The organism is Hazenella coriacea, from assembly GCF_004341825.1.
GTDB classification, from domain to species: domain Bacteria; phylum Bacillota; class Bacilli; order Thermoactinomycetales; family Thermoactinomycetaceae; genus Hazenella; species Hazenella coriacea.
Genome location: NZ_SMAG01000003.1, coordinates 410,692 through 428,677 on the forward strand (window position 1 = coordinate 410,692; position 17,986 = coordinate 428,677).

Annotated in this window: 23 protein-coding genes and 2 pseudogenes; 10 read left to right on the forward strand and 15 right to left on the reverse strand. The window is 38.5% G+C overall.

Annotation, left to right across the window (positions count from 1 at the left end; translation table 11 throughout):
- Nucleotides 1-132 precede the first annotated feature (132 nt).
- The 3 genes from ribD (at nucleotide 133) to EDD58_RS15020 (ending at nucleotide 1,206) form a co-directional block, all read left to right on the forward strand.
- The gene (gene ribD / locus EDD58_RS08115) at nucleotides 133-576 is read left to right on the forward strand and encodes a bifunctional diaminohydroxyphosphoribosylaminopyrimidine deaminase/5-amino-6-(5-phosphoribosylamino)uracil reductase RibD (RefSeq protein ID WP_131924352.1); all 444 of its coding nucleotides are present in this window, start codon (nucleotides 133-135) and stop codon (nucleotides 574-576) included.
- A gap of 160 nt (nucleotides 577-736) precedes the next feature.
- Nucleotides 737-1,060, forward strand: coding sequence for an NUDIX domain-containing protein (locus EDD58_RS08120; RefSeq protein WP_207903278.1), 324 nt, complete (start codon nucleotides 737-739; stop codon nucleotides 1,058-1,060).
- Nucleotides 1,057-1,206 carry a hypothetical protein gene (locus tag EDD58_RS15020; protein WP_207903279.1) on the forward strand — a complete coding sequence of 50 codons (150 nt, stop codon included), beginning with the start codon at nucleotides 1,057-1,059 and terminating at the stop codon, nucleotides 1,204-1,206. The genes EDD58_RS08120 and EDD58_RS15020 overlap by 4 nt, the downstream gene beginning before the upstream one ends.
- A gap of 1,131 nt (nucleotides 1,207-2,337) precedes the next feature.
- On the opposite strand, the gene EDD58_RS08130 is transcribed toward EDD58_RS15020, so the two are convergent.
- Nucleotides 2,338-3,567 carry a cell wall-binding repeat-containing protein gene (locus tag EDD58_RS08130; RefSeq protein ID WP_131924353.1) on the reverse strand — a complete coding sequence of 410 codons (1,230 nt, stop codon included), beginning with the start codon at nucleotides 3,565-3,567 and terminating at the stop codon, nucleotides 2,338-2,340.
- A 248-nt stretch (nucleotides 3,568-3,815) separates the two neighbouring features.
- Here EDD58_RS08130 and EDD58_RS08135 point away from each other — a divergent pair, with 248 nt between their 5' ends.
- From EDD58_RS08135 to arsC, 3 genes are read left to right on the forward strand one after another with little or no spacing between them, the layout of a single operon-like run.
- The gene (locus EDD58_RS08135; protein WP_131924354.1) at nucleotides 3,816-4,142 is read left to right on the forward strand and encodes an ArsR/SmtB family transcription factor; all 327 of its coding nucleotides are present in this window, start codon (nucleotides 3,816-3,818) and stop codon (nucleotides 4,140-4,142) included.
- Nucleotides 4,143-4,161: 19 nt separating this feature from the next.
- Complete coding sequence (locus EDD58_RS08140) at nucleotides 4,162-5,463, forward strand: arsenic transporter (protein ID WP_131924355.1); 1,302 nt, start codon at nucleotides 4,162-4,164, stop codon at nucleotides 5,461-5,463.
- A 12-nt stretch (nucleotides 5,464-5,475) separates the two neighbouring features.
- Nucleotides 5,476-5,901: an arsenate reductase (thioredoxin) gene (arsC, locus tag EDD58_RS08145; RefSeq protein WP_131924356.1), complete on the forward strand. Its 426-nt coding sequence runs from the start codon at nucleotides 5,476-5,478 to the stop codon at nucleotides 5,899-5,901.
- A gap of 115 nt (nucleotides 5,902-6,016) precedes the next feature.
- On the opposite strand, the pseudogene EDD58_RS15360 reads toward arsC, so the two are convergent.
- The 12 genes and pseudogenes from EDD58_RS15360 to EDD58_RS14860 form a co-directional block, all read right to left on the reverse strand.
- Nucleotides 6,017-6,127 (reverse strand): annotated as a pseudogene (locus EDD58_RS15360) (PEP-utilizing enzyme); the annotation flags it as partial.
- Between the two features lie 19 nt (nucleotides 6,128-6,146).
- Nucleotides 6,147-7,784, reverse strand: coding sequence for a mercury(II) reductase (merA, locus tag EDD58_RS08150; protein ID WP_131924357.1), 1,638 nt, complete (start codon nucleotides 7,782-7,784; stop codon nucleotides 6,147-6,149).
- Nucleotides 7,785-7,934: a hypothetical protein gene (locus tag EDD58_RS14855; RefSeq protein ID WP_165875880.1), complete on the reverse strand. Its 150-nt coding sequence runs from the start codon at nucleotides 7,932-7,934 to the stop codon at nucleotides 7,785-7,787. It abuts the gene before it with no gap.
- A gap of 24 nt (nucleotides 7,935-7,958) precedes the next feature.
- Nucleotides 7,959-8,357, reverse strand: a complete 399-nt coding sequence (gene merR / locus EDD58_RS08155) for an Hg(II)-responsive transcriptional regulator (RefSeq protein WP_131924358.1) — start codon at nucleotides 8,355-8,357, stop codon at nucleotides 7,959-7,961.
- Nucleotides 8,358-8,618: 261 nt separating this feature from the next.
- Entirely contained in the window at nucleotides 8,619-9,080 is a 462-nt protein-coding gene (locus EDD58_RS08160; protein ID WP_165875881.1) for a sporulation protein, read from the reverse strand.
- Nucleotides 9,081-9,723: 643 nt separating this feature from the next.
- Nucleotides 9,724-10,629 (reverse strand): class A beta-lactamase, encoded by a 906-nt coding sequence (gene bla, locus EDD58_RS08165; RefSeq protein WP_131924360.1) that lies wholly within the window; start codon nucleotides 10,627-10,629, stop codon nucleotides 9,724-9,726.
- A gap of 115 nt (nucleotides 10,630-10,744) precedes the next feature.
- On the reverse strand, nucleotides 10,745-11,149 hold the full coding sequence (locus EDD58_RS15130) for a hypothetical protein (RefSeq protein ID WP_243648677.1): 405 nt from the start codon (nucleotides 11,147-11,149) through the stop codon (nucleotides 10,745-10,747).
- A 106-nt stretch (nucleotides 11,150-11,255) separates the two neighbouring features.
- On the reverse strand, nucleotides 11,256-11,624 hold the full coding sequence (locus tag EDD58_RS08175; protein ID WP_131924361.1) for a hypothetical protein: 369 nt from the start codon (nucleotides 11,622-11,624) through the stop codon (nucleotides 11,256-11,258).
- Nucleotides 11,625-12,231: 607 nt separating this feature from the next.
- A complete protein-coding gene (locus EDD58_RS08180; RefSeq protein ID WP_131924362.1) occupies nucleotides 12,232-12,999 on the reverse strand; it encodes an SDR family oxidoreductase in 768 nt (255 codons plus the stop codon).
- A complete protein-coding gene (locus EDD58_RS08185) occupies nucleotides 13,000-13,419 on the reverse strand; it encodes a MerR family transcriptional regulator (protein ID WP_243648678.1) in 420 nt (139 codons plus the stop codon).
- Nucleotides 13,420-13,594: 175 nt separating this feature from the next.
- A complete protein-coding gene (locus EDD58_RS08190) occupies nucleotides 13,595-14,089 on the reverse strand; it encodes a hypothetical protein (RefSeq protein ID WP_131924364.1) in 495 nt (164 codons plus the stop codon).
- An 89-nt stretch (nucleotides 14,090-14,178) separates the two neighbouring features.
- On the reverse strand, nucleotides 14,179-14,337 hold the full coding sequence (locus tag EDD58_RS14860) for a hypothetical protein (RefSeq protein ID WP_165875882.1): 159 nt from the start codon (nucleotides 14,335-14,337) through the stop codon (nucleotides 14,179-14,181).
- 73 nt (nucleotides 14,338-14,410) lie between these two features.
- Here EDD58_RS14860 and EDD58_RS08195 point away from each other — a divergent pair, with 73 nt between their 5' ends.
- A complete protein-coding gene (locus tag EDD58_RS08195) occupies nucleotides 14,411-15,982 on the forward strand; it encodes a recombinase family protein (protein WP_131924365.1) in 1,572 nt (523 codons plus the stop codon).
- Nucleotides 15,983-16,024: 42 nt separating this feature from the next.
- Nucleotides 16,025-16,375, forward strand: a pseudogene (locus EDD58_RS08200) (manganese catalase family protein); the annotation flags it as partial.
- Nucleotides 16,376-16,565: 190 nt separating this feature from the next.
- On the opposite strand, the gene EDD58_RS14865 reads toward EDD58_RS08200, so the two are convergent.
- On the reverse strand, nucleotides 16,566-16,733 hold the full coding sequence (locus EDD58_RS14865) for a hypothetical protein (protein WP_165875883.1): 168 nt from the start codon (nucleotides 16,731-16,733) through the stop codon (nucleotides 16,566-16,568).
- Nucleotides 16,734-16,992: 259 nt separating this feature from the next.
- Here EDD58_RS14865 and EDD58_RS14870 point away from each other — a divergent pair, with 259 nt between their 5' ends.
- Both EDD58_RS14870 and EDD58_RS08205 read left to right on the forward strand, forming a co-directional pair.
- On the forward strand, nucleotides 16,993-17,151 hold the full coding sequence (locus EDD58_RS14870; RefSeq protein ID WP_165875884.1) for a hypothetical protein: 159 nt from the start codon (nucleotides 16,993-16,995) through the stop codon (nucleotides 17,149-17,151).
- 10 nt (nucleotides 17,152-17,161) lie between these two features.
- Complete coding sequence (locus tag EDD58_RS08205; protein WP_131924367.1) at nucleotides 17,162-17,380, forward strand: hypothetical protein; 219 nt, start codon at nucleotides 17,162-17,164, stop codon at nucleotides 17,378-17,380.
- Nucleotides 17,381-17,442: 62 nt separating this feature from the next.
- On the opposite strand, the gene EDD58_RS08210 is transcribed toward EDD58_RS08205, so the two are convergent.
- A complete protein-coding gene (locus tag EDD58_RS08210) occupies nucleotides 17,443-17,880 on the reverse strand; it encodes a hypothetical protein (protein ID WP_131924368.1) in 438 nt (145 codons plus the stop codon).
- Nucleotides 17,881-17,986 lie beyond the last annotated feature (106 nt).

Sequence of the window (17,986 nt, forward strand, 5' to 3'; positions counted from 1 at the left end):
CAACATCCCTGTGGTGCGAATTGTGCGGCGGACACTGGATGACCTTGGGGAGTTGGTGGAACTTTGCTCACTGGTGTATCGAGCGGATTGTTACGAGTTTCAGTATCAATTCGATTTCTAGGGGGAGATACCATGGATTTGAAGTGGATGAAGGAAGCTGCACTGGAAGGAAGGCTCGCTCATGGGAAAACAGGAACCAATCCACCTGTAGGAGCGATCATCGTAAAGGATGAAGAGGTTGTAGGTCGTGGGCATACTTCCCATTTAGGTGGTCCCCATGCGGAAGTACAGGCACTCAAAATGGCGGGAAATGATGCAAAAGGAGCCACAGTCTATTGCACACTGGAACCTTGTGCCCATTACGGGAGAACTACCCCCTGTTGCGAAGCGATTGTACGGGTTGGTGTGAGCCGTGTGGTGGTGGGGATTCAAGATCCCTATCACAAGGTCAATGGAAAAGGAATTCAATATTTGAAAGATCATGGGTTGGATGTAGAAGTAGGGTTTTGCGAGGAGGAGATTCGGGAGGATTTGAAAGATTTCTTGGAACGTGTTGCGTTGGAACAGCAAGACTGAGACTACTATTATGGTGGTCTTTTTTTAATTGAGATAATACCATCATTTATTGATTCAACGATAGTATTATATAATTTTGCTATATAGCAGGGAATATATTTTAATCAATTTCTTCTGGATTTGATAGCACTAAACTTTACGAATATGAAAGGAGTAACTCATGAAACGCACAGACTATTACCACACCTCTAATGCTCCTACGCCAAATTCACTTGTCCCAGCTGCATCGGCCTTGGTAACGGATGAAGTGGGTCGTATCCTTCTACACAAACGAAGCGATAACCACCTCTGGTCTTTACCTGGTGGAGTCATGGAGCTAGGTGAATCCATGGAGCAAACCATCATTCGGGAAGTTAAAGAAGAGACAGGATTTGATGTAAAAGTAATCAAATGCATTGGGATCTACACTGATCCGCACCATGTGATTGCCTATAAGGACGGGAGATTCGGCAACAGTTCTCAGTTTGCTTTGAGTGCCAAATGATAGGTGGGGAAATTGCAGTTAGTTCTGAATCTACTCGAGTGGAATGGTTCACGAAGAAAGAGGTGGAGCAACTTGATTTGCACCCTGCCCAACGGATTCGGGTCGAGGATTACTGGAAGCAGGAAGACCGAGCGTTTATCCGCTAAAGGAGGACTGTCGATGAGCAAGATTGATCAGGTTGTCGAATTGTTGAAGTTTCAGATTCAGGAAGAAAAATATGTGGCAGGAGAGAAGTTGTCATCTGAACAAGAACTCGCTAAGAGTTAAATGTAAGTCAAGGAACGGTCCAGACAGCGATTAACCGTTTACAATCTGAAAATCTAGTGGGCATTGCCCCAAGAGCGAGCGTGTTCGTACGAGAGCGACCCCTATTGCAGGAATGGGTGATACCTCTCTTCTGCTCAATCAGGGTCTCGAACAAAATGAGGCACGGAGTTAATACCACAGAAACCATTTGATGTTTCTCACAAAATTATACGATGACCCCTAAAACATACAAAATCCCAACTTCACTCTTAAAGGAGTTGGGATTTTGTATAGTGCAAGCTAACACAGCAGCAAAACTTTTACCATGATAGAAAATTAGGGTTTTATAAGAACTACGTAGAATTAATTAAGAAAGAAAATGGGATTACCATCACACCAATAAAAGTAGCTATTTCTGTTTATGAAAAACATAGGTAAGACATAGGTAACAAATTTATAGAGTAGTATCGATAATTTCAAATATGATATCCATTCGATCCCCTCCATACATGTCTGCAAACCTACTGGGATTTTCCAAGTTCCAGAGGTTTACAGACAACAATATGGATTGCATCGGTGGAAAGCCTTATAGTATGGTGGGTTTGTAACAGATTTGAATTGCATCCATCTTGGAATTGAAACGCTTTATATCCGCTCTGTGTCGCATTTACCCGACTGTTAGTTTGAATTGCATCCATACTGGAATTGAAAAATTATTTAAGAGTGAGGTTTGGATTATTAATAGGTAAAAGATAAGTATTAAGATAGTCTTCATCAAAAAAACCACCGTTACTAAATCAAGACTAAATTTTAAAAAATGTAAAGAATATAAGCCCCTTACTTTTTAGACACGCACACAAAGGAAGGGGCTTTTTAGTATTTGTAAAGCTTATCTAGAAGAACCCAATTTTTGACTACGCTAAGGTCAACGAACAAACATAAACATCAGTTCCAACTCTACCATTGCGAGAACTGATGTTTATGAATTAAAGCTGATTTAAGGGATTCTGGCATCTAGCCTTCTCATTAAATTAGTGTCCCATATCCTCATGTCCTTTCCCACTAACAGAAGTGATTTCTAACATTTCATCGATCATTCCTTGTGTTGAAAATGGGATAGATTTCTCTGTTCCAATTACGTAGGCATGATTATAGGGTCCTTCAGTTGGTTCCTTTTTGAATTTGGGTTGTAAACTCATTAGATACTCATGCAATGGGGTAGACAGTTCAGTTCCCTGCAATAGAACCATAGGAGTATGTTTGCCTAAATGAGCAAAAGGGGCACTAACTATAGCTTGATCTACACGATCGGTCCGATTAAAGGTAAGACCATGACCAGGCTGTGTAACTCCCCAACCAAATCCAGTCTCTAAATCTTTATACTTAGCAAACGCAATCGCATTCTCTTCTGGAGATTCTCCACTTATCCTTGTTACTTTTCCATAAAATTGTAACTTCTGTTCCACTTTTTTGGAGACCACTTTTTCTGGCCCTAGAAGGTAAATATTTGCTTTGTTTTGTCGTTGTTTCAGTGCGTCTATTGTAGCTTCGGGAATCGTGTCTTTACTTACATAGAGAAGTGGTTCAGGCATATGGGCAATCCAATTGGCTACTGGAAGAGTATAGTCAGATGAATCCATTGAGCCAATCACCACACCATCTGGAAACTTCCCTCCACTGGCTTTTGCATAATAAGCATCAATCTCTTTAGCCATTGATGCAGGTTCGGTTCCTTTGATCTGGTCTACTTTCAATCCTTGATTTTCTAATTGTTGACGTACTGTATTCGCAAAATCACCAATCAAAATTACTTGTATCCCTTTGTTCATTTTGCTTCCAGTTGGATTTAGACGTTTAATCTCTTGCAGAGTTGCCTCAGGAATCTGATTTTTTTCTGCATAAAGTAGAGGTCCATTATTCGGATGATGAACTAAGGTGACTGCTGGTAAATTCACTTTCCACTCTGCTCCGATTCCAAGCAACACTGTCCCTGGTCGATTTCCATCACTAGTTGCTGGCCAAATCGTTTGGGATGTCTCTACAGCAACACGAATTGGGTCATCTTGATTAATGCGAGTTACATTCTTCGTATTTAAACTGAAGAGACCTTTTGTAGCCGATGAATTTTCCATTCCATGTTTAGAATGGTCTATAGTACTATCCTCTTGTTTTTTACTTGCTACTTCACCACATCCAGCAAGAAGAAAAATAAGAGTTAACATACTAAAAAAAAGAGAAAAAAAACGAATCAATTTAGACATTGGGATATATAACCTCCTTTAGACTAAGCTTATTCTAGGCAAAAGTTGTGTAGAAAATGTGATGACTCCACCAACACTAATTTTTAAATTTAAAAGGTAGTAAATATAAGCCCCTTACTTTGAAGACATGAACACAAAGTAAGGGATTTTTTATGTTTTGTAGACAATTTGTAAAGCCTATCTAAATGTTAGGAGGTTCTTTTGACAAACTATATAAGCATATAGTTATATACATATGAGGTGATGTTATGCTAGAGCTTGACCAGTTAGCAGAATGCCATAAAGCACTTGGTGATAAAACTCGCTTACACATCCTTTCTCTTCTTAAAGTGGAAAGCTTGTGTGTATGTGAACTGGTTGAAGTGCTACAGATTACTCAACCAGCAGTATCCCAACATATGCGGAAGTTAAAACAAGCGAAGTTAGTAAAGGAACAACGCAAAGGACAATGGGTGATCTATTCACTTTCAGGTGAAGATTTCCCGTTCTTTCGAACGTTCCTGGACTCACTTCCAGATACATCCGCAGAGATTGAAAGGCTCAAGGCAAGTGGCTTGAAAGTCATTTGTCAATGATGCGTAAGGAAGTGTTGTGATGTCAACGATATCTATATTAGCTTCTTTGGTATTCCTAGTAACTCTTGTGTTTGTCATATGGCAACCCAAAGGATTGTCCATCGGTTGGTCTGCATCAGGCGGGGCAATCTTAGCATTACTACTTGGAGTTGTTACTCTTTCTGATGTATGGACAGTCACAGGGATTGTCTGGAATGCTACGTTAGCGTTTGTAGCAATTATCCTGATCTCGTTGATCATGGATGAGATCGGATTCTTTGAATGGTCAGCCTTACACATGGCACGTTTGGCAAATGGAAATGGTAGAAAAATGTTTATTTATGTGATTCTTCTTGGTGCAGCAGTAGCAGCATTTTTCGCTAATGATGGTGCAGCCCTCATCTTAACTCCAATTGTACTGGCGATGGTACGGGCATTGAAGTTTGAGGAAAGTATGATCCTTGCGTTTATCATGGCAAGTGGCTTTATTGCAGATACGACCTCTCTTCCACTAGTAGTTAGTAATTTGGTGAATATCGTGTCTGCCGACTACTTTGGTATAGGTTTTGTGGAATACGCTTCGAGAATGATCATTCCAAACTTCTTTTCACTCGGAGCTAGTCTGATGGTTTTATTCCTTTATTTTCGGAAGCGAATACCCAAGAATTACGATGTAAGCAATCTGAAACCTCCAGCTTCAGCAATTAAAGACCCTACTCTGTTCAAGTTAACATGGGTAATTCTTGCAATCTTGTTAGCAGGATACCTATTTAGCGAGAGTTTAAGAATCCCTGTCTCATTGGTAGCAGGAATAGCGGCACTGTTCTTCATCTTAGTGGCGAGAAGAAGTCCAGTAATTGAAACTTGGAAAGTGGTAAAAGGAGCACCATGGGCAGTTGTAGTTTTCTCAATCGGAATGTATGTTGTGGTATATGGCTTAAAGAACGCAGGTCTCACTGATGCGTTAAGTCAAGTATTTACATGGTGTACAGAACAGGGGCTTTTCACCGCAACCATCGGAACTGGTTTCATAGCAGCGATCTTGTCCTCAGTGATGAATAACATGCCAACAGTTATGATTGATGCATTGGCGATCCAAGCTACTCCAGTAACAGGATTAATGAAAGAAGCACTCATTTATGCAAACGTCATCGGTTCGGATTTAGGTCCTAAGATTACTCCTATTGGATCATTAGCCACACTACTATGGCTTCATGTGCTATCTCAAAAAGGTGTGAAGATTGGTTGGGGAACGTACTTTAAAATAGGTTTGATTCTTACGATTCCAACCCTTTTCATCACGTTAACCGGTCTCTATCTATGGCTGACACTCATCAACTAAGGGAGTATACACATGGCGGATAAAAAAATTCTCTATTTCTTATGTACAGGTAACTCATGCAGAAGCCAGATAGCGGAAGGATTCGGTAAAAAATACTTAAGTGATCGGTTTGATATATATAGTGCGGGAATTGAAGCACATGGATTAAACCCAAGAGCTGTAAAGGCAATGGCGGAAGTTGGCATAGACATTACGAATCAAACTTCTGACATCATTGATCCTGTACTCCTAAACAAAGCAGACTATGTCATCACTCTTTGCGGAGATGCAAATGATAAATGTCCAATGACTCCTCCATATGTTCAACGTGCCCATTGGGGGTTTGATGATCCAGCTCATGCTCAAGGAACAGAAGAAGAGGTTTGGGCAGTATTCCAACATGTAAGAAATGAAATCGAAGCTCGTATTCAAAAGTTTGCTCAAGACGAACAACTGTAAGTGATGAACTACTTTGAAACCATCTAGAAGTAAAAATTAGATAAGGATGGTGACACACCGCTCTGGTAACCACTAGAGCGGTGCTATAATTAAATCTGGACGTATTCAGAGATCGTAATATTTCGATATACTCTTCTGTTCCATGCACACGAATTCGTTGCCCATCTTTTATCAGTTTGGTAGCATTCTCCACTTCGACAACTGCTGGTAAGTCATATTCACGTGCGAAGTGGTTATAAGTGTTGTTACCCTGCACAACAAGATAGTTTTGATACATCTTTATCCATCGTAAGGGCTACTAATTTCAATCCCTCTGCCATTGTTAAATATGGAGCAAGACTTTCCTGAAGATCCTCTACAGTTAGACCGAACTTCACGGCTAATGTTGCTGCATAGATTACATCCCCTGCATTTTCAGCAACAATATGAACTCCTAATACTTTAAGGTTTTTGGCATCTGCAACTAATTTAAAAACGCCTATCGTTTCCCGATTAACGATCGCTCTTGGTACGGCATCTAACGGTAAAACGGATGTTTTAACCTTAAGACCTTTTTCTTTTGCCTGTTGTTCAGTTAAGCCTACCGTTGCAATGGGTGGAGTAGTAAACGTAACACCTGGAACCACTTCTAAATTGACCTTTCGATTTAATCCTCTGATTGCATTATCTGCCACAATTCCCCCTTGATAAGCAGCTACATAAACAAACTGTGGACCCAGAGTTACATCTCCAGCTGCATAAATTCGTGAATTGGTCGTTTTAGAATATTCATCAATGAGGATTTCACCACGAGAACCTACTTCAACTCCTGCTACATGTAAATTCAAAGTATCTGTATTGGGTTTTCTTCCTGTTGCAACAAGTAGTTGTTCTGCTTCAAAAATTTGCTTTTTACCATTTATCTCAACATGAACTTTTTTTATGTCTCCATCTTGCTCTATGTGTTCAAAGGCTGCACCTGTAACTAAATGAATTCCTTGTTCTGTGAATGCTTGCGTAATAGCTTCCGAGATTTCAGAATCGTATTCTTTTAACAAACGTTCGCTTCTTTGCATCAAAGTTACTTCCGAGCCTAAATGATGAAATAGCTGTCCTAATTCCATCCCGATATATCCAGAACCAATGACCATAAGACGCTTTGGAATCTGCTTTAATTCAAGCAATGTAGTGCTTGTTAAATAATCTACTTCATCCAATCCAGGAATGTTAGGTACAGATGGAGAAGAGCCTGTGGCTATCAAAAATCGTTTGGCTGTTATTTGCTTACCATTTACTTCAACTGTTCTTTCATCTACAAATTTTGCTTCACCTTTTATGAGATCAAAACCGTACTCGTCAATTAAATTCACATATTTTTGATTTCGAAGCTCATTTACCAATTCATTTTTTTGTTTGACTAATGGTGCTAAATCAACATCGGCGGTTGAAGTGTATAATCCCGTAAATGGATTATTTTTAGCCAAATGATTGATTTCTCCAGCCCTTAACAAGGTTTTAGAAGGAACACAGCCGATATTAACGCACGTTCCACCCACTGTTCCTCGTTCGATCATCGCTACTTTGGCCCCATATTCTACTGCGTTAATCGCAGATGAAAATCCTGCTCCACCAGAACCAATGATAATGTAATCATAGTCACCTTTATCATCTAAAATATTTTGTTGCGATAGTACTTCTTCAACTTCCCCTGGTTGGAATTTTGCTTCAGCAATCACTTTTTTCACTGTTTCAATCTCTACGCCAGTTGGTAACTCAAACACAGCTTCCCCACGATGAAAATTAACTTCAATACTCTTTGCACCTATGTTTTCAAGAGCAACTGCCACGTGTTTTTCACAACCTGTACAGGTCATTCCTTGAATCTTGATCCGATATGTCTTCAATTAAATCACTCCTATTTTATACCCAGTCCTAAATAAGGCGGATTTTTGAATAGTATTGACATTCGTTTTTGTATCATCAAAAGAAACCGTTACTTTTCTTGTACTTCCTTTACCTTTAACGGCATTGCTTACACCATCTACTAGCTTCATTACACTTTCATCATGTTCACCTCCTTATTTTTCTATTAACATTTCAATGATGGGACATTCATAAATCTCTTTGTTTTCGGGGCATCTATCTTTTAAGTCAATGAGCATTTGTTCAATTTTTTTAAGATCTTCAATTTTACGTTGTATCTCTTCTAACTTTTTGACAGTAAAATCATACATATCACAGCACTTTGCTTCATCCTGATCAACAACACCTAATAATTTACCGATTTCATTTAGTGTAAATCCTAATCCCTGCACACGCTTAATAAAGTTCAAACGATCAACAATATGTTCTGAGTAAACACGATATCCTGAATCTGTACGAACAGGTTTTGGTATGATCCCCATTCGTTCATAATAACGAATTGTCTCTTTGTTAACATTGCATTTCTTTGCGAGTTCTCCAATGCGATACTGCATTTGTCTTTCACCTCATATGTAGTATAAACCCTGTATCTAAGTACAGGGTCAATGCCTATTTTTCTCTCTTAAATTAAAAACATTCTAGGGCTCAAAACCAACACATCAATCAAAAAATTGCTGTTTATTGCTTATCTCTAAACAAAAACTAACTCCCTTTTGGGGAGTTAGCCGTTATCTGACAGTATTAAGTGGTGGGAGTTAAATATTGATGCCTTACAACTTTCAATGGAATTTCATAAGACTTAATAGCCAAATTTCTTATTCTTCTTCTTTTTCGACGATATTATTCAGCTTTGGAGGAATCCCAAGATTAAAGAACAGTTTCTTCCCATCAGGATACTTACTCAATTCATTTTCTAACCATTCTTCTGCATCTTTATTTATACTGCTTAAAATGTATTCAACATAAGCATTTGATCCACCCTCTTTACAAATTGCCATCGGCCATTGAACTATATCGTATCCTTCTTTAGGTGGATAATTCTTGAGTATTTCTTTATTTCTACTCTCCTCATTTTTACGATCTAAAGTACAATAATTTCTTGGATTATTGCCAAATGCCTTTTTTAGAAATGTAGCCCTTTCCACAAATTGCTGGTCTGGAAAGAAAACAGCTTTTTCATTTGTCTTAACTAACCCTGTAGGTCTAGATTGATCCTCCATTGAATCACAACCTACTAAAAAAATTAAAAGGCAGAATACCATATACCACTTCCGCATAATCAATCCCCCTTTAGTAATTGAAGAGGTCTTACATCTTAAAACTATCTCACCCGATTAGGTGTTTTTTATGTCGTGGACGGCATCCTTCCCTCCTTTAGTGAAGGGAGCAAGCGTCAGCTTGCCATCAATCTACAAAAAAAGAGTAGTCTTGTCTGTAATTAGACTTTGTCTACAATCTGAGACCATGTACCAAAAAGTAAACTTCTACAAAAGAAACAGTAATCCTAGTTCAACCATTATCTATACCATGTCTGCAAACCTCCCGGGATTTTTCAAGTTCCAGAGGTTTGCAGACATAAACATGGATTGCATCGGCGAAAAGCCTTGTGATATGCTGGGTTTGTAACGGGTTTAAATTGCATCCATACTGGAATTGAAACTGTACCTCTTCAAAGTGTCGGCGGTTTTCTTCTATGATTTGTTTAAATTGCATCCATACTGGAATTGAAAGAGGGTTTCCAGTGAGGGCCAGATTGAAAATACATCTATTGTTTAAATTGCATCCATACTGGAATTGAAAGTAACATATCCGATTGGTCCACTTATACTTTCTATAAAAAAAGCCGCCGTACCCTTGTCGAGGGTACGGCGGCTTTTTGCTGGTCTTTACAAGCCTACTTCAATCTTGTATTTCCAATTACTACTTATGGTTGACTTTAAGGATATCGATGACTTCCTTTGTCGCCTGTGCAATCAGCTTGTCATCAAATTTAGCGTCTTTTTCATCACGATCAGAAAGTATGGCAAGGACAATCGGATCACCCTTCGGTGGCCAGAGGATCGCTATGTCATTTCGTGTGCCATAGAATCCGCCTCCAGTTTTATCTGCAACTTCCCAACCTTTTGGTACTCCCGCACGAATTAATGCATCTCCAGTGGTATTTCTCTTCATCCAATCTACTAATAACTCACGTTTTTCCGTTGGGAGTGTGTCACCGATTGTGAATGCCTGGAGACTGGTAGCAAGTGCTCTCGGCGTACTCGTATCATGAGTTTCTCCCGGTTTAACGTCGTTTAACTCTGGTTCGATTCGCACCGGATTGGTTACATCATCACCCATCGCCACGAGGGATTTTTTAAACCCACTCGGTCCACCCAGTTGTTCAAGGATGAGGTTGCCAGCAGTATTATCACTGTATCGAAGGGATGCATCGCAAATCTCTTTAAGAGTCATTCCTTGATTAACATACTTCTCCGTGATCGGACTATATGTCACAAGATCATCTTGGCTATATGTAATTCTTTGATTAAGATCAGATATGGACTTTTGTTGTAACAACGCTCCTACAGCCAACGCTTTATGTGTAGATGTGTATGCAAAACGCTCATCTGCTCGATAAGTGACTGTTTGCTTTGTGCCAGTATCCAATGCAAAGATACCAAGTCTAGCATCAAATTCTTCCTCAAGTTTGGCAAAATCATCTGTAACTGTGGTTTCTTTAATTTGTTGTTTGGGTTGAACAGCGGTATTCACTGAACAACCAACCAACGTTACACATGAGAGAATTAGTACGAGTGCAATTTTAAACCCAGTCCATGTTTTCATTAGAACCCAACCTTTTTAGACAGTTTATCACTCATTGGAGGTGGCAACAATCCACGAATTATATTGCCATTTTGACCAACTCAACTGTGTCCCTTTCAGGAACTGTAATTACGTATTACAAAACTTCTTGATTTAAGTCACTCATTTCGGGTGAGTGGATTTCTCGGAGAATAGTCCAAAGGCTGTTTGCCGAAACACCGTAGTTCTTTTCATAGAAGCTGATCGCTTCTTTCAATTCATTGTATTCCTTTATAAATTCAGAACCAGTCAGTGTTCTGTGTTTGAAGTTTTCGATGGACATATATAGCCCTTGGTATAAAGAGGAACTAACGACTGAATTCCCCTTGACTGTTTGTTCTTCCTCGTTCAACTTCTTTTTGACCCAGTGACCGATCTTATCACCTGATTCCTCAAGCTTTTCCCATTCTTCTAGTGTAAGAGTGAGAGAAACTTTCTTGGTGATCCCCAGTCTGGGACGACCAGCCCCAGGACGTTTTCCCCCGCGTTTTTTTACTTCCATTGATTTAACTCCTTTGTTTTAAGTACCCTTGACTCCCATTATGTTAATAAATAAAATCCCAACTCGCACTCCGCCAAGAGCACAAGTTGGGATGATGTATGATGAATCAGGCTCCTTCACAGCCTACATATCCAGTGCTACTACCACTTCTTTGATCGACTAAAACTTGCCATACCGTATTACTTGAATTTTGCTCAGTGAAAATCCAACTAGTCCCACTTGGTAATTGAACAGGACCGACAACCGTTTGCCAACTCCCACCATCCACTCTCTTACGGAGGGATACCCATGATCCTGTACCTGATTTGTGAATTGCAGTCATTCTGATTTTTGCATAAACCGTAGTACATTCAAAACCTATATGTTGCCCACTTGATAGACTCCATGAGTTATTGGCAGGTATAGCATAAGACTCCGTTGAAATAGAAAAAACAAATAGAAACATCAGAACAAATGCCAAACTCTTTTTCCACATAGTAAGACCTCCAAAGGTTTATTTTATGGTACAACTAAATTTTATAATATTCCGCGTTCGCTTACAAGTTGTAATTTTGATAAATAACTTATTATTATAATAAACTTAATATATAGTTATAAATTTGATATTCCGTGATATGAGGTAAAAAAAGAGCAGTTTTACCTACTTTACTATGACTTCCACATCTTAGATCCAATAAATCCCTGTGTCACATCTGGTTTTAGATTAACATTGCGAAATGTAAAGATATTTATATTTTTTTAAAAGTGTAATACTTATGGATAAAGCCGATCTACTACCAAAGTTAAAGTACAATCTTTATTAACAAAAAAAGGGTATCCGGAGATGTGGAAATATCTGTGCCGAATACCTTTTCGTAAACCCACTCATATTCCCTTGGTTGAAATGGTATATCGTACAATACATCAATCGATAATCATCTTTACCCCCACCATATTGGGAATATTTAGATTTTGGTGGATTTACATATTTAATGAATTCATCTTGTAACTTTTATTCTAATATCTGGCACAAAAGCATAATACCAAGAGTAATATGCATATTAGATATAGATCAGCTTTTTTATAAATATTCTCACCAATCTTTACCAAGCAATAGGCTGGCGATTACGAAAATAACCACCATTTGGCCCCTCTTCATTCAATGTTGCGAGCCAAACAGCGGTATCTGCACCTTCTTCGACTGTGCCAGGTGCATTAGATCCTCCCATATCGGTTTGAACTCTTCCAGGACAAACTGCGTTAACTTTGATTCCCATATCAGCCACATCTTGAGCCACTAAACATGTTAAGGCGTTAAGCATAGTTTTGGAGATTCGATAGGCGGGCGAAGATCCCCCCAATCGACGTACTAGGGTATGGTTTTGAATAGATCCTTGACCGCACATAATTTCAAAGGCCCCTAAACCAGATGATAAATTGACAATTCGTCCATAATTCTGTTGTCTCATAATAGGAACCACGGCCTGTGTCATTCGTAAAGCACCAAAAAAATTGGTTTCAAAAGTTTCTTTTACTACTAACTCTTCAACTTCTAAAACAGAAACTCCCCTGTCAAGAATAATTCCAGCATTATTCACAAGTACATCCAATCGTCCATACTTATTTGCTATTTGATTTATTATCTTTTCGATGCTACCGCTATCATTTACATCGATTACTTGCAGATCCACCATCAATCCATTACTTCTAAATTCTATTACAACTTTTTCTCCTTTTTCTGCATCTCTACATCCGATTAGGACATGGTATCCTTGCGAGGCTAATTGACGGGATATCTCTCGCCCAATCCCACGATTCCCTCCTGTAACTAAAGCAACTTTATGATCTTGTTTGTTTACTAAATTAACCATTTACTGTTCTCCTTGTTTGATTTGTTTTTTTAGATTTTTGACTACATCTTTAAGCTGAGATTCTGCTTTGCGTAAGATCTCAATCTGTTCCCTAATTTCAGTTAGTTTCAGTTCACCCTTTTTGATGCCATTTTGGATACAAGCTTCTTTATTTTCATCCCATGAACAGTGAAACAAATCAGCAATTTCATTAGTTTTTAAACCCATACTTAGATAAAGCTGAATCATTCGAATCTGTTCAATATCGATTTCGCTATATTGACGATACCCATTATCTAACCGATTTGGTTTCAAAAGTTGTTTTTCTTCGTAATATCGAAGAGACCGAAGACTTACACCCGTTTTCCGAGCTAATTCACTAATATGAATGGTGATCACCTCTTTTGCATGCCTTACTTTAGCTTTACTATAAACCCTCACATAATGTGAAGGTCAAGCGCTTTATTCAATGAACAACAAATCGATGAAGGTAATGTAAATGTTTACTGTGTGATCAAAACACTTAAATAAAAAAGTATTCAGATCTCGTATGAGCACAATTCCACACGATAATCCGAATACCTCAAAAAAATAATCCAGTCACTCGACTGGTTTCTCATTCTCCATTCAATTTACGTTTAATCTCCTGTAAATCTCGATCCACTTCACTCTGTTTGTAGACCCAGGCTCGCATAATATCAGATATGTTATTCAATGAGCCAATCACCTTCTCGAAGTTCTGATCTATTTGTTCAAATCGTTGATCTACTTGCTCAAATCGCTGGTCTACCTGTTCAAATCGTTGATCTACTTGTTCAAACCGTTCATCCATCTTTTGCTCCAGTTTGTCTATCTTCTCCGTAAGTCGTTTCTCAGTCCCGTATGTGATGGATTTATTCAGTATATAGGCGGCTTCTGCTTTGTCTTCCGCTAACTCCTTCGCCACTGCCACCTCATCTAAGGTGATTTGTTCCAATGTGACTGTGACCGCCAATAAATCTTCATGCCGTGCCATTTCGGAGTGTACGATATCGACCTTTCCATCCACCTCGGCTAGTTTGCTGTCGATCTGTTCCAGTTTCGTTAGAATTCGCTGAAGATCCTCGTTCAAGCCTCTCACCTGCTATTGGGATTTTCTTCATTCTAACACAAATAAATCAGAATTGGACGGGCCTATGTTATAATTCTTTATAATATTTGCTATTTTGTTTCATTCATACATTTCATCCATAGATACCAACATACATATTGAATTTCTTTCAGCCGTGCTTGCCTCTCCTCTTCAGTAATTTGTGGTGGGACAATTTCGATCCGTGAGTTACCTATGTAAAATATCTTTCTTTCACTTTCATTTTTCACTTGACCACCTCACAATTCATGTATATGCGACTGAAAGATATGGAATACAACATAATAAATATGGGGTGAAAATATGGAAAGAGTGGCTATCTATCTTCGTAAATCACGTGAGGATAGCGAAGCTGAATCGCGTGGTGAAGGGGAAACACTGATTAAACACAAAAAAACGCTACTTGAAGTAGCTAAACGACAAAATTTGAATATCGTTAAAATTTATCAAGAGATCATCTCTGGTGAAAGTATCATTCATAGACCTGAGATGATTAAGCTATTAGAAGCAGTAAAAAAAGGGCTGTATGATGGTGTCCTAGTGATGGATATTGACCGATTAGGACGGGGAAATATGCAAGACCAAGGAAAGATCCTGGATGCATTTAAAACAAGTAAAACGAAGATTATCACTCCGCGTAAATTCTATGACTTAGACGACGAGTTTGATGAGGAATACAGTGAATTTGAAGCATTCATGGCAAGAAAAGAATTCAAGATTATTAAGCGACGGTTACAAAGTGGTCGAGTCAGATCAGTGAAAGACGGTAATTATGTAGGCACACGTCCACCTTATGGATACCAGAAGGTCAAATTAGATGATGGGAGTATTACCCTTGCCCCTGATCCTGATCAGGCACCGATCGTAAAAATGATCTTTGAATGGTATACATCAGAAGAATCTACTGAACGAATGGGAACAACAAATATCGCTAAAAAATTGAATCGTTTAGGTATCGAGTCCTACTCTGGAGCAAAGTGGAGTAATACCGTGATCCTACAAATTCTCAAAAATTCTGTGTACATAGGAAAGATTAGTTGGGGAAAAGTCGAAAGAAAGAAATCTGTCGATCCTTCAAAAGGCGTAGATACTAGAACCCGATCCGAAGGAGATGATGGATTGATTGTGGTGGATGGAAAACATGAACCACTCATTTCTGAAGAGCTTTTTGAAAAAGCCCAAGAGATTAGAAAAAAGAAAAGACACCCTAGCTGGAAACCCACTACAAGCCTCAGAAACCCTCTAGCTGGTCTAATTGTCTGTGGGAAGTGTGGAGCTATGATGAAAATGAAACAAGCCTCTCAAAGCGGCGGTAGGCGTCCTTGGCCACATCTTGTATGCACGAACCGAGGAAAAGGCGGTAATTGTAATAAGAGTTCTAGACTCGAACATGTTGAACGAAAAATTCTAGAATCACTTTACAAAGAGTTAAAAAGTTATAAAATGAGATTCGACTTTGAAGATTACTCAGTAGACAATGGTAAAATTGAAGTTTACCAAATGACTATCGATAACATTCATCAAGAGATCAAAAATCTTCAATTACAAAAAGGGAAACTTCATGACTTTCTCGAACGTGGGATCTATGATGAGGAAACCTACATTGAACGGTCAAAAGATATTGCAACTCGGCTCAATCAAGCAAGAGAATCACTTGAAGCTACTACCAGTGAATTAAAATCCATACAAGACCGACTAGGAGCTAGACAAAGTGTGATCCCAAGGATTGAGCACGTGTTGGACATATACGAAGACTTAGACACGCCTGAGCAAAAAAATATCTTACTAAAAACAGTTCTTGATAAATGTGTATACACGAAAGAGCAGCATCAAAGAAACGATCAATTCACTTTAGTTATTTATCCGAAGATTTAGCTTTATTTTTTTCGCACTATGATATATGATAGATATAATAATATGGTGAACAAATTAACCAAGGATGCCACTCCTGAACAAATGAAAGAAGCGGGATTGGGCGATCATTATGCTAACCATGACAAAGCCTTGTTTTACACAGATGCATCAGGCAATCCATTTACTGCTACATACATCCAAGCCAAAGGAGACCCCATCGCAGATTTATACGAAGATATTGCCGCAGAAGAAAAAGCACGGGCAACCTATCAATGGCTGATCGATCTTTCCGATGATCCCGATATTAATGATTCACTAAAATTTCTACGAGAACGAGAAGTCGTTCATGCGCAAAGATTTAGGGAAGCCGTCGAAATATTGAAAGATCAACAGGGTCAAAAAAGATTTTACTGATATACTCTATTTTGTCCCTATCCCTATTTTGAAACAATCGCACAAAAAAAGTAGCCGCCTATTGCTCTGAAGCGTGACAGTTCAATCACGCCAGACAAAGAGGTGGCTTTGTTCTTTATGACCAGCAAATCGCTCATCATTGAACCTGATCCTTCATCTATATTTACCTATTGATCTCTATCCTATAGTCCTACATATGTCTCAGTTTTGATGCTAATGCCTTATGTTGTTCTTTCAGCTGCTTTAGTTCTTCATGCAAATCATATTGAGCGAGGAACTCATGACGTTCTTTAGCCAACAAATACTCCTGGTGAACAGAGAAAAGACGCTCCTCCAGTGCTTTTAATTCTTCTAACATATTAAGCACCTCAATTCTTATTAGATTAAAGAACAGAAAGCTTGGCTTAGAAATGTATACCCCTTTTCCAGACAAATAAACCTTCAAGAAAAGATCTTTATCATTTAAATTGCAAAATATTCAACACACCACGAAATAACCAAGAAAATGAAAAAACAATGAGAAATTTGTAGGAGTTGGCAATTGACCAATGTCGAAAATTTGATAAAATAAAATTTCAGTACTCATTCAAGTTCATAATCTTTGAAAGGAGCCTATCATGTCCCTCAACCCACAATATATACCAACATCCTTTCTTGAAGAGTTTCGTACCTTAAAGTTAGAATGGATGATTCATGATCTTCGTAAATGTACCCCTGATGAATTAATTCAAATAAAAAAAGAGATCGATCAACTTTTGCATTTAGATACAGAATAGGATGAATTTGATGAACCAATCAACTGAGAAACTCCTCATTCAGACCTACCAACATATTAATGAATCCAGAAATCTAGTCGAAAAATTGATCAATCAGCTTGGACAACAACATCAACTGATCAATCAATTACCTGAAGACATTCAACACTTAGTTCAAGTTGCATTAGAACTCTCCCCTGATCAAAGAAAAACTCTTCGATTATTCTTAGAGTCACTTAAACAAGAATAACCCAGCCTCATCCAAGAAATCATACGGATGAGGCTGGGTTATCTTTATGTAACTGATTCTTTTTATAACCCTTGTTGATAATGAAACATTCTTCTGGACAAAACAGAATTTCGGAAATAACGGTACATTTTAGCGGCGTCGATCGAAGCGAGAAGCCCTGTTCCGGGAATAATCCGAAGTGTTTTTTTTCCTTCTAACCTTATGTAGTCATGCTGTTTAAACATTAAAAGAAAGTTCATACATGATTCTTGTTGCCCCACATAGTCACCAAAAAGACGAATTAGTTCATCGACAGTGATGTGACTTCGCTGATTACTTTGTAAGTCTGGATCCAGTTGAGGATAAATAAGCAATCCCCACAAAATAACTAGAACTGCTTGACTTGTAGCATCCCATTGATGATGCGGAGGTTGATCTTGTATATTATTTGGTTTCTTAATCGGAGAAGACCATCGTGTGCTTAATAGAGAGCTGATCTCTTTCACTGATAAAGGGTTCAATCAAAACTCCCCTTTCTTATATTAGGACTACACAACCTAGGAATATGATTAAGAAAACTCTTTTTCTGAACCCTCTTAATCATAAAAGAAAACCTAAATATCATTT

What these genes read in the sequence shown, in the direction of transcription:
- ribD (WP_131924352.1), top strand. Translation starts at nt 133, where the DNA reads ATGGATTTGAAGTGGATGAAGGAAGCTGCACTGGAAGGAAGGCTCGCT.
- EDD58_RS08120 (WP_207903278.1), top strand. Translation starts at nt 737, where the DNA reads ATGAAACGCACAGACTATTACCACACCTCTAATGCTCCTACGCCAAAT.
- EDD58_RS15020 (WP_207903279.1), top strand. Translation starts at nt 1,057, where the DNA reads ATGATAGGTGGGGAAATTGCAGTTAGTTCTGAATCTACTCGAGTGGAA.
- EDD58_RS08130 (WP_131924353.1), bottom strand. Translation starts at nt 3,567, where the DNA reads ATGTCTAAATTGATTCGTTTTTTTTCTCTTTTTTTTAGTATGTTAACT.
- EDD58_RS08135 (WP_131924354.1), top strand. Translation starts at nt 3,816, where the DNA reads ATGCTAGAGCTTGACCAGTTAGCAGAATGCCATAAAGCACTTGGTGAT.
- EDD58_RS08140 (WP_131924355.1), top strand. Translation starts at nt 4,162, where the DNA reads ATGTCAACGATATCTATATTAGCTTCTTTGGTATTCCTAGTAACTCTT.
- arsC (WP_131924356.1), top strand. Translation starts at nt 5,476, where the DNA reads ATGGCGGATAAAAAAATTCTCTATTTCTTATGTACAGGTAACTCATGC.
- EDD58_RS14855 (WP_165875880.1), bottom strand. Translation starts at nt 7,934, where the DNA reads ATGAAGCTAGTAGATGGTGTAAGCAATGCCGTTAAAGGTAAAGGAAGT.
- merR (WP_131924358.1), bottom strand. Translation starts at nt 8,357, where the DNA reads ATGCAGTATCGCATTGGAGAACTCGCAAAGAAATGCAATGTTAACAAA.
- EDD58_RS08160 (WP_165875881.1), bottom strand. Translation starts at nt 9,080, where the DNA reads ATGCGGAAGTGGTATATGGTATTCTGCCTTTTAATTTTTTTAGTAGGT.
- bla (WP_131924360.1), bottom strand. Translation starts at nt 10,629, where the DNA reads ATGAAAACATGGACTGGGTTTAAAATTGCACTCGTACTAATTCTCTCA.
- EDD58_RS15130 (WP_243648677.1), bottom strand. Translation starts at nt 11,149, where the DNA reads ATGGAAGTAAAAAAACGCGGGGGAAAACGTCCTGGGGCTGGTCGTCCC.
- EDD58_RS08175 (WP_131924361.1), bottom strand. Translation starts at nt 11,624, where the DNA reads ATGTGGAAAAAGAGTTTGGCATTTGTTCTGATGTTTCTATTTGTTTTT.
- EDD58_RS08180 (WP_131924362.1), bottom strand. Translation starts at nt 12,999, where the DNA reads ATGGTTAATTTAGTAAACAAACAAGATCATAAAGTTGCTTTAGTTACA.
- EDD58_RS08195 (WP_131924365.1), top strand. Translation starts at nt 14,411, where the DNA reads ATGGAAAGAGTGGCTATCTATCTTCGTAAATCACGTGAGGATAGCGAA.
- EDD58_RS14865 (WP_165875883.1), bottom strand. Translation starts at nt 16,733, where the DNA reads ATGTTAGAAGAATTAAAAGCACTGGAGGAGCGTCTTTTCTCTGTTCAC.
- EDD58_RS14870 (WP_165875884.1), top strand. Translation starts at nt 16,993, where the DNA reads ATGTCCCTCAACCCACAATATATACCAACATCCTTTCTTGAAGAGTTT.
- EDD58_RS08205 (WP_131924367.1), top strand. Translation starts at nt 17,162, where the DNA reads ATGAACCAATCAACTGAGAAACTCCTCATTCAGACCTACCAACATATT.